The organism is Pseudomonas sp. Pseusp11, assembly GCF_047304405.1.
Lineage (GTDB): Bacteria > Pseudomonadota > Gammaproteobacteria > Pseudomonadales > Pseudomonadaceae > Aquipseudomonas.
In genome coordinates, this window is the sequence record NZ_JBGLZF010000056.1 from 22,563 (window position 1) to 31,941 (window position 9,379).

General features: G+C 59.8%; 10 protein-coding genes. 1 reads left to right on the forward strand and 9 read right to left on the reverse strand.

Annotated elements, in window-relative coordinates; all coding sequences use genetic code 11:
• Positions 1-31 precede the first annotated feature (31 nt).
• A complete protein-coding gene (locus ACCC96_RS27620; protein ID WP_413697464.1) occupies positions 32-1,237 on the reverse strand; it encodes an acetyl-CoA C-acetyltransferase in 1,206 nt (401 codons plus the stop codon).
• Between the two features lie 595 nt (positions 1,238-1,832).
• Here ACCC96_RS27620 and ACCC96_RS27625 point away from each other — a divergent pair.
• Positions 1,833-2,642 (forward strand): c-type cytochrome, encoded by an 810-nt coding sequence (locus ACCC96_RS27625; protein ID WP_413697465.1) that lies wholly within the window; start codon positions 1,833-1,835, stop codon positions 2,640-2,642.
• A 166-nt stretch (positions 2,643-2,808) separates the two neighbouring features.
• Here the strand turns inward: ACCC96_RS27625 and ACCC96_RS27630 are convergent, their stop codons facing one another.
• The 8 genes from ACCC96_RS27630 to ACCC96_RS27665 form a co-directional block, all read right to left on the reverse strand.
• The gene (locus ACCC96_RS27630) at positions 2,809-3,618 is read right to left on the reverse strand and encodes a transglutaminase family protein (protein ID WP_413697466.1); all 810 of its coding nucleotides are present in this window, start codon (positions 3,616-3,618) and stop codon (positions 2,809-2,811) included.
• Entirely contained in the window at positions 3,615-4,565 is a 951-nt protein-coding gene (locus tag ACCC96_RS27635) for an alpha-E domain-containing protein (protein WP_413697467.1), read from the reverse strand. Before ACCC96_RS27635 ends, ACCC96_RS27630 begins: the two co-directional genes overlap by 4 nt.
• Before the next feature lie 12 nt (positions 4,566-4,577).
• The gene (locus ACCC96_RS27640) at positions 4,578-5,987 is read right to left on the reverse strand and encodes a circularly permuted type 2 ATP-grasp protein (RefSeq protein WP_007902187.1); all 1,410 of its coding nucleotides are present in this window, start codon (positions 5,985-5,987) and stop codon (positions 4,578-4,580) included.
• A 505-nt stretch (positions 5,988-6,492) separates the two neighbouring features.
• Positions 6,493-6,834 (reverse strand): ribonuclease E inhibitor RraB, encoded by a 342-nt coding sequence (locus ACCC96_RS27645; protein WP_018925210.1) that lies wholly within the window; start codon positions 6,832-6,834, stop codon positions 6,493-6,495.
• 215 nt (positions 6,835-7,049) lie between these two features.
• Entirely contained in the window at positions 7,050-7,283 is a 234-nt protein-coding gene (locus ACCC96_RS27650; protein ID WP_413697468.1) for a hypothetical protein, read from the reverse strand.
• A gap of 155 nt (positions 7,284-7,438) precedes the next feature.
• Positions 7,439-8,314 carry a polyamine aminopropyltransferase gene (gene speE, locus ACCC96_RS27655; protein ID WP_018925208.1) on the reverse strand — a complete coding sequence of 292 codons (876 nt, stop codon included), beginning with the start codon at positions 8,312-8,314 and terminating at the stop codon, positions 7,439-7,441.
• A gap of 152 nt (positions 8,315-8,466) precedes the next feature.
• A complete protein-coding gene (locus tag ACCC96_RS27660; RefSeq protein ID WP_007940802.1) occupies positions 8,467-8,658 on the reverse strand; it encodes a PLDc N-terminal domain-containing protein in 192 nt (63 codons plus the stop codon).
• A gap of 83 nt (positions 8,659-8,741) precedes the next feature.
• The gene (locus tag ACCC96_RS27665; RefSeq protein ID WP_413697469.1) at positions 8,742-9,272 is read right to left on the reverse strand and encodes a hypothetical protein; all 531 of its coding nucleotides are present in this window, start codon (positions 9,270-9,272) and stop codon (positions 8,742-8,744) included.
• Between the last annotated feature and the right edge of the window lie 107 nt (positions 9,273-9,379).

Here is a 9,379-nt window from a genome sequence, read left to right on the forward strand (position 1 = left end):
TTCCTTGAGTCGGATTTTCTTAAACGCAGGCTCAGAGGCGTTCGATGATGGTGGCAATGCCCATGCCGCCGCCGACACACAATGTCGCCAGGCCATAGCGCAGGCGCCGGGTTTCCAGTTCATCGAGCAGCGTGCCGAGAATCGCGCAACCGGTGGCGCCGAGCGGGTGGCCCATGGCGATGGAGCCGCCGTTGACGTTGACCTTGTCGGGGTCGATGGCCATGTCCTTGATGAACTTCAACACGACCGAGGCGAACGCTTCGTTGACTTCGAACAGGTCGATGTCTTCGACCCGCAGCCCGGCCTTGGCCAGTGCCTTGCGGGTGGCCGGCGCCGGGCCGGTGAGCATGATGGTCGGGTCGGTGCTGGTGACCGCCGTGGCGACGACCCGCGCCCGTGGCTGCAAGCCCAGCGCCCGGCCCTTCGCTTCGGAGCCGATCAGCATCAGCGCCGCGCCATCAACGATCCCGGAACTGTTGCCCGGTGTGTGAACGTGGTTGATCCGCTCGACCTGGCTGTACACCCGCAATGCCGTGGCGTCGAAGCCCATTTGCCCGATCATTTCGAAACTCGGCTTGAGCTTGCCCAGGCCTTCCATCGTCGAATCGGCGCGAATGAACTCATCATGATCGAGCAGGATGATGCCGTTCTGGTCCTGCACCGGCACCAACGACTTGTTGAAGGAACCATTCGCCCGCGCCCGCGCCGCCTTCTGCTGCGAGTGCAACGCGAAGGCATCGACGTCCTGACGACTGAAACCTTCGATTGTCGCGATCAGGTCAGCACCCACGCCCTGGGGTGTGAAATGGCTGTGCAAGTTGGTTTCCGGGTCCAGCGCCCAGGCCCCGCCGTCGCTGCCCATGGCCACGCGGGACATCGACTCGACGCCACCGACCACCACCAGATCTTCGAAGCCGGAAAGCACTTTCATCGCGCCCAGGTTCACTGCTTCCAGCCCCGACGCGCAGAAACGATTGAGTTGCACACCCGCCACGCTGACGTCCCAATCGGCCACTTGTGTGGCGGTCTTGGCAATGTCGGCGCCCTGATCACCGATAGGCGTCACGCAGCCAAGCACCACGTCGTCGACCTGACTGGTGTCCAGGGAGGTGCGCTGCTGCAACGCCGTCAGCAGCCCGGCCACCAGGTTCACTGGCTTGACGCTGTGCAAGGCGCCATTGGCCTTGCCTTTGCCACGGGGCGTGCGTAACGCGTCGAATATCAAAGCTTGGGTCATGGCGTTCTCGAACCTGAGGGTGATCTCTATGCCCTCACCTTATGCCGAGCAGCCGTGGATTCAATGACCACAGCGCTCATTGGCGTTGACGGTCACGCTCAGACGAACGGTAGTCAGCTATCGGATTAATCGATTCGTGTCACCAAGCTGTCTAGCCAACGGGCGCCCAAGAAGCTGGCCATAGGCCTCATGTCTTTTTAGCAGCGATTATTGCTAATGCCATACGAAATGGATCTAAGCCAAGCGTGACGCGGGCCCTAATGTAAACCTGTACGAAGTTGTCGTCGGGTTTTGCCGAGGCTCTCGTCCTACAGGAAGTGCAGCGCTCTGCCGTCATGGAGATATGCAGGCAGGCAACCAGGAAATAACAAAAAAGGCGGTCAAGCCATGTTCAAACATTCGAAAGTACGTCAAGCCGGGCTCATTCTATTTGCTACTACGCTGTTGTTGATTTTGCCGAACCTGACCAAGGTGCTTGGCTGATCGAGCAGCGGGGGTTTTCATTTCGCCTGATAAAAATGTGACTGGCTCGCTATCCGGGCCGGCGTGGCTGTGCCAACCTTTGCGGCACTTCCACGACAGGGACGACGATCAATTGAAAGCGCTCATTCTGTTTGGGGCCTTGCTGCTCAGCACGCCTCTGTCTGCCGCGCAGCTGAATCTTGAGCTGGGCGCGAACCCTCGCACCTGGCAGACCGAGGAATTGCTCAAGCATCCTCAGGTTCAGACCATCACGATCACTAACGACGTTTCCTACAAACGGGACATGAGCTATCGCGCCGTGCCGTTGGCAGCGTTGTTGACGGGCATCAAGCCTGACGACCACTTGCAAGCCGTGGCCCTGGACGGTTTTGCCGCCGAACTGGCCGCCGCGCCGTTGCTCAATACCCAAGGCGCGCGGGCCTGGCTGGCGATTGAAGACCCGGCCAAGCCGTGGCCGCCGCTGTCCGAGGGCAAACACAGTGCCGGGCCGTTCTATCTGGTCTGGACCGATCCGCAGGCGGGCAATATCAGCCCCGAGCAATGGCCGTTCGAAGTGGCGAGCATCAAGCGCATGGCCCCGGTGGCCGAGCGCTTCCCTGCCCTGTTACCCGATCCTGCACTGAAGGCGGACCATCCGGTGAACAAGGGCTTTGCGCTGTTTCAGAAGAACTGCCTGGCCTGTCATCGACTCAATGGCGCGGGGGACGCGCAGTTCGGGCCGGACCTGAATATTCCGTTCAATCCGACCGAGTATTTCGGCGCGAACTTCCTCAAGCGTTACATTCGTGACCCGCAGAGCTTGCGCCAGTGGCCGCAGGCGAAGATGCCCGGGTTCTCGCCGACGGTGTTGCCGGAGGGGGATCTGGAGTTGTTGGTGGGGTATTTGAAGCACATGGCGGGACGCAAGGTGTCGCCCAAGTAAACACCCCCTGTGGCGAGGGGGCTTGCCCCCGTTCGGCTGCGCAGCAGACGCAAACTGGCTGACGCGGTATATCTGACGAATCGAGGAGGCAGGTTTCAGGGCCGCTTCGCGACCCAACGGGGCGATGCGGCGTTCCGACAAGCCCCCTCGCCACAATGAATGACCGCTACTGCTGTTGGACGGAGATCACCGGCGCAGGTGTCGGCGAGACCAACACCTTCGCATGCATCTGCTCGTACCCACCGCCACGGCGCATACCGCGCACCGGGCAGGCGTCGAGGTAGTCCAGGCCCACGGCCAGTTTCAAGTGACGCTCAGGGCGGGCCAGTTCGTTGGTTACATCGAAGCTATACCAGGCGTCATCCAGCCAGGCTTCCGCCCAGGCGTGACTGGCCAAGTGCTCGCTGTTCTCGCTGTACAAATACCCCGACACATAACGCGAGGGGATGCCCAGGCTGCGGGCGCAGGCGAGAAACGCATGGGTATGGTCCTGGCAGACCCCGGAACGCCCGGCGAACGCTTGCGCGGCGCTGGTCTCCACTTCAGTGGCACCTGGCGTGTAGGTCATGTGCTGGTTCAGGCCATGCATCAAATCGATCAGCGCCGTACGGTCCCGGCGTTGTTTGCACGCCTTCGCGGCAAACGCACGCAGGGCTTCATCGGCTTCGGTCAGCCGGGTGAACCGCAAAAACGGCAGCGCCGACTGGCTCTCGTGCTCGGCTTCGCGCAGCTCGTCGATGTCGACCTGGCCACGTGCGCCGATGATGATCGCTTCATGCGGCTCATCCAGGGTCAGCACATGCAGGATGTTGCCGAACGGATCGAGTTGCGCGCGCACCGGGCGCGGCAGGTCGAGTTGCCAGCTCAGCACGTGCTGGCGCTCGCTGTCGTGAGGTGTCAGTCGCAGGTACTGGATGCTCGCCCGCACCTGATCTTCGTAGTGATAGGCGGTCTCGTGGCTAATGGAAAGTCTCATGCAGCCTCCAGATAGGAACTGTGTATGGCATTGCCCAACTGGCGCACCAGCGGGATGAACTCGGTCAGCCAGGCGTGCAGGCCTTCGTCGAGGATTTCGTTGATACCGGTGTAGCGCAGGCGCGCGTCCATTTCCGCCGCCAGGCGTTGTGCGGGACGGCCGTTGGCCCCCGGCAGTTGAGCGAGAATCTGGTCGACCTCTTCGGTGCAGGCTCGCAGGGATCGCGGCACATCGGCGCGCAGCAACAACAGCTCGGCGACATGCCGGGCGCCGGGGGCGTCGCGGTAGATTTCGGTGTAGGCCTCGAACGACGACAAGGCCCGCAGCAAGGCGCTCCACTGGTAATAGGCGTGGGCCGTGCCGTCACTGACCGCTTCGGCCTGATCGCCGGCCATTTCGTAACGGGCATCGAGCAGGCGCAAGGTGTTGTCGGCCCTTTCGATAAAGGTGCCCAGACGAATGAAGCGGAACGCGTCGTTACGCATGATCGTGCCGTAGGAAGCGCCGCGGAACAGGTGGGAACGCTCCTTGATCCACTCACAGAAGCGGCTCATGCCGTAGCGCCCCAAGCCCTGTTCGGCGATCCCGCGAATTTCCAGCCAGGTGGCGTTGACGTTTTCCCACATGTCGGCGGTGATTCGCCCACGCACCGCATGGGCGCTGGCTCGCGCGGCACCGAGGCAGCTGTAGATGCTCGCCGGGTTGGCCGCGTCCAGGGCGAAAAAATGCAGCAGCCGTTCGGCATGCAGATCGCCGTGGCGCGCGAGGTAATCGTCCAGCGTGCCGGTGATCAGCAACGGCATGGCCAGTTCGTGCAAGCCGTCGCCACGACCGTCCTGGGGCATCAGCGACAGCGAATAACTGATGTCGAGCATCCGTGCGAGGTTTTCCGCCCGCTCCAGGTAACGCGACATCCAATACAGATCCGAGGCAGTTCTACTTAACATGGCAAGCTTCCTTCAATCCTCGACCACCCAGGTGTCCTTGGTTCCGCCGCCCTGGGAGGAGTTCACCACCAGGGAGCCTTCGCGCAAGGCGACTCGGGTCAAACCGCCGGGCACAACCCGGGTTTCGCGGCCAGACAATACAAACGGACGCAGGTCGATGTGGCGCGGTGCGATGCCGTTTTCGACAAAGGTCGGACAGGTCGACAAAGACAACGTCGGTTGCGCGATGTACGCGTGGGGTTTGGCTTTGATCCGCTCGCGGAAAGATTCGATCTCCGCCGCCGTCGCCGCCGGCCCCACCAGCATTCCGTAACCGCCGGAGCCTTGGGTTTCCTTGACCACCAGCTCCGGAAGGTTGGCCAGCACGTGGGACAGTTCAGAAGGATTACGACACTGCCACGTCGGCACGTTCTTCAAGATCGGCTCTTCATCGAGGTAGAAACGAATCATGTCCGTGACGAAGGGATACACCGACTTGTCGTCCGCGACCCCGGTGCCGATGGCATTCGCCAGCACCACATTGCCGGAGCGGTAGGACGACAGCAGCCCTGGAACGCCAAGCATCGAATCGGGGTTGAACGCCAGCGGATCGAGGAACGCATCGTCGAGGCGACGGTAGATCACGTCGACCGCTTTCGGCCCGTCCGTGGTGCGCATGAACACCTTGTCGTCGCGCACGAACAGGTCGGCGCCTTCCACCAGTTCAACGCCCATTTCCCGAGCGAGGAACGCATGCTCGAAAAACGCGCTGTTGAAACGCCCCGGCGTCAACACCACCACGCTCGGGTTGTCGATCGGGCTGGAGCTTTTCAGGGTGTCGAGCAGCAGGTTCGGGTAGTGGTCGATCGGTGCGATGCGCTGGGCCGCGAACAACTCGGGGAACAGGCGCATCATCATTTTGCGATCTTCGAGCATGTAGCTCACGCCGCTGGGGGTACGCAGGTTGTCTTCGAGCACGTAGTAGGTGCCGTCGCCATCGCGCACCAGGTCGACGCCGGAAATGTGCGAATAGATATCGCGGTGCAGATCCAGCCCTTGCATCGCCAACTGATACTGCTCGTTGGCCAGCACTTGCTCGGCCGGGATGATGCCGGCCTTGATGATGCGCTGCTCGTGATAGAGGTCGGCAAGGAACATGTTCAATGCCTTTACCCGCTGGATGCAGCCGCGCTCGACGACCCGCCATTCACTGGCGGGGATGCTGCGGGGAATGGTGTCGAAGGGAATCAGGCGCTCTGTCCCCTGCTCATCACCATAGAGCGTGAAGGTAATCCCGGCGCGATGAAATAACAGATCGGCCTCGCGTCGCCGTTGTGCCAAAAGCTCGTCAGGCGTTTCGGCCAGCCAACGGGCAAACTCCCGATAATGCGGACGGACCTGGCCGCCGGCATCGTACATCTCATCAAAATAGGTGCGGATCATGCCGTACTCCTTGTCACCCGGACACCCAGACCATCGCAAGGCCCGTGCCATCGGCAGAAACGCTTTGATATCAATCAGTTGGATAATGTCGCTACGCGCACCGCACCATTCCTGTGCGGTAATTGCCCCACCCTGATCGCCCCCGCTTCATGGCGAAGCAATGCTGTCGCCTATCAGCAGCATAGTCAGAGTTGATTTCACTGCTCGGGAGGGAGATGCGGATAATCCGTGCATTCGCTGGAAAGATGACCGAACTTCCCTTTAGCCGCCTGTTCAGGTGGCTTTTTTTTTTGCCTGTCTGAAATGTTGTGAAATAAAAACAAGATCAAAAGATCGCAGCCTTCGGCAGCACCTACATTGGGATAGCGTTTCTACATTGGAACGGCGTACACCCTGTAGGAGCTGCCGAAGGCTGCGATCTTTTGATCTTTTGATCTTTCCAAACCCACAAACAAAAACGGCCAACCCAAAGGTCAGCCGTTACTAAGTGTCACTGTTCATAAGCTTATGCGAGTAGCCCTCGTATCTCCTGTTTGACGCCCCATCCCTCGATGATGCCGCCCAGAGGCTCGACCACCGCCTCGAAGTCCTGCTCGAAGTCGCCGATCCCGTCGTAGGTGGCGTACATCACTTTGCTCAGTTCCAGCGACCACGCGCCGTCGTCACGCGCGCTGATCTGGGCATTCAAGGATTCACCACAAAAATGACCTGCCGCCCTGCGTGCCCGCTCCTCGTCCGGGAAAATGGCGTAGAACTCGATGGGATGGAATCGTGAAAAATCGAAACCGCCTTCTTTCATGCGGCGCAGCACGCTGCTGCTGATGTCTTCTTGATAGGCTGTGCTCATGAAACGTCCCCCTCAGACTGATGGATAGACTTTCCGTATTCCCTGCACTTTCAATCGATTGATGAAAGCGATACGACAACAGAGGTTGCCGCCGGGAAACAAGCATGTAGCTGACAAGACCAGACCTTAGCGAGTCATTCGCTGATCTCGGTTGCAGAGTAGCCTCAACACAGAGCCGCTGCCAAGGCCTGGTGGTGAATGTGACAGGAGATGTATCAAATTGGAGTAATGCTGAGGATTTCAATGCTGTTTTGGGATTTCAGACTTTTGACGGTCGGATCAGCGGTACGCCCCTCCAGATCATTGAGATCCAGTTCCGCAGCGACCGGAAGGCGCCGGTCGCGAATGAGTTTGGCCGCTTGCTCCTTGCTCGGGCACTCCTCGCACTCGAAGAGTTCGTCGACTGATTCACCGTGTTCATCCACGAAAGTGATTTTCCACTTTTGCATCGGTGCCTCCTCGGTAAAACCCATGGATGGGCTTACATCTATCTCGACTCGTGCATTGGCCGATCGTTCCAAGGGATCCTAAAAGCGAGACATGAAAAAAGGCCGTCACCCGCGTGTTTCACACACCGGCGACGGCCTTTCTTATCGACGAAGCGTCAATCGTTGCTAGGTTTGTTCACCGCTTGCAGCACGTACTGCGGCAACGCGAAGGCACCGATGTGGATTTCCGGGTTGTAGTAGCGGGTGATGATGCCGCTGCCGGCGAAGCGCTGTTGCAGGGTTTCGCGGGACAATTTGCGATAAGCGGTATCGGTCGCGCCCCAGGCGAAGGTCATTGCGCCGCCGATGTAGGTCGGCACGGCCGCCTGATAGAAGTGCCAGTCCGGGAACAGGCTGCGCAGGCGACCGGCGGTGGTTTTGACTTCTTCGATTTGCATGAACGGGGTGCCGTTCTGGGTCACCAGAATGCCGCCTTCGTTCAGGCAGCGGTGGCAAGCCTGGTAGAAGTTTTCGGAGAACAGCACTTCGCCCGGACCGATCGGGTCGGTGGAGTCGGAAATGATCACGTCGAACTTTTCGGTGGTGGTGGCGACGAAACGCATGCCGTCGTCGATCACCAGGTTCAGGCGTGGATCATCGAACGCACCCTTGGAGTGGTTCGGCAGGAATTCCTTGCACATGTCGACCACGGTGCCGTCGATTTCGACCATGGTGATGTGCTCGACGCTGCGGTGCTTGGCCACTTCACGCAGCATGCCGCCGTCGCCGCCGCCGATGATCAGCACGCGCTTGGCGGTGCCATGGGCGAGGATCGGCACGTGGGTGAGCATTTCGTGGTAGATGAATTCGTCGGCTTCGGTGGTCTGGATTACGCCATCCAGCGCCATCACCCGGCCCATGCGCGGGTTTTCGAAGATCACCAGATGTTGGTGTTCAGTGCGCACTTCGTGCAGCAGTTTTTCCATGCGAAAACGCTGGCCATAGCCTTCGTAGAGGGTTTCCAGGTACTCGCTGGTTGGGGTATTGCTCATGGGAAGTGCTCCGATGAATGCGGGTGGCAACGGACGGTTACCCGCCCATGATGGCCAATCGATCGCCTCGATTGACCGGGAAAGGCGCGCATTCTACGTCGCGGAACATGACAGGTCGAACCTTCTGATGCTCGCTCCTGCGATGAAGATCGTCAGATCCGCACATCACCTCTTGGCCCGGCGATGGCCCAGATGATCAGGCCCAGCACCGGCAGCAGCAGGATCAACAGCACCCAAAGGACTTTCATCCCGGTTTCGGCGCCACTTTTAAGCACGTTGATGATGGCCCAGATATCCAGGGCAAAGATAATCAGGCCGATCAGGGTGTTGAACGTGGAACCCATGGTGTCGCTCCAAAAAAATGGTAGGCACTCTTAGGATAGTCGGGCCTGGCGAGGGTTCCGTTTTATTACCGTTGTAGACGGTTTCAGACGTGGATGGCCACTTTCAGGGCTTCCAGGGAGGGCGCGGCGGCGATGCCGACTTCGGCGCACAGTTCCAACACCCGTGGCACGTCGTTGCCATAGACCAGCACCACTTGCAGTTCGTCGTCGAGCAACTGGCTGAAATTCATCAAGGTGTAGCCACCGTTTTCCTTGTTCAGGCTGCTCATCTGCACTTGAATGCGATTGAGCGCCGTCAGGGCTTCGGTTTTGGCCAGTTGCTTGGGCTTGATGTTGAACTCAACGCCGGGGCCGAACGAGGCGACGATCTGCGCGAACAGGTCCATGTAGGTGTCGGCCTGGAACAACACGGTTTCCGGCAGACTGCCGACGACAACCCACTCGCCCAACGGGATCGGAAAGGTGTCGTCGTAGTTGATATCTGGGTTGGCCGCCAGAAAAGCCTCGGGATCGGCGTAGGCCTGAGCCGCTTCGTCAGCGACTTTCAGGATTTCATCCTCGCCCATGCACCCGGAGCTGATTTTGCTGATGAGTTCGACGAGTGCGGCTTTCATGAGGTGGATCCTGTAGCGAGGGAATTTTGAGGGCGCGAAGGATAACGCATTCAAGGGTGGATTGCGGACCTGTGGCGAGGGGGCTTGCCCCCGTTCGGCTGCGAAGC

Coding starts and splice junctions, on each gene's coding strand:
- ACCC96_RS27620 (WP_413697464.1), bottom strand. CDS start 1,237: ATGACCCAAGCTTTGATATTCGACGCGTTACGCACGCCCCGTGGCAAA.
- ACCC96_RS27630 (WP_413697466.1), bottom strand. CDS start 3,618: ATGAGACTTTCCATTAGCCACGAGACCGCCTATCACTACGAAGATCAG.
- ACCC96_RS27635 (WP_413697467.1), bottom strand. CDS start 4,565: ATGTTAAGTAGAACTGCCTCGGATCTGTATTGGATGTCGCGTTACCTG.
- ACCC96_RS27640 (WP_007902187.1), bottom strand. CDS start 5,987: ATGATCCGCACCTATTTTGATGAGATGTACGATGCCGGCGGCCAGGTC.
- ACCC96_RS27645 (WP_018925210.1), bottom strand. CDS start 6,834: ATGAGCACAGCCTATCAAGAAGACATCAGCAGCAGCGTGCTGCGCCGC.
- ACCC96_RS27650 (WP_413697468.1), bottom strand. CDS start 7,283: ATGCAAAAGTGGAAAATCACTTTCGTGGATGAACACGGTGAATCAGTC.
- speE (WP_018925208.1), bottom strand. CDS start 8,314: ATGAGCAATACCCCAACCAGCGAGTACCTGGAAACCCTCTACGAAGGC.
- ACCC96_RS27660 (WP_007940802.1), bottom strand. CDS start 8,658: ATGGGTTCCACGTTCAACACCCTGATCGGCCTGATTATCTTTGCCCTG.
- ACCC96_RS27665 (WP_413697469.1), bottom strand. CDS start 9,272: ATGAAAGCCGCACTCGTCGAACTCATCAGCAAAATCAGCTCCGGGTGC.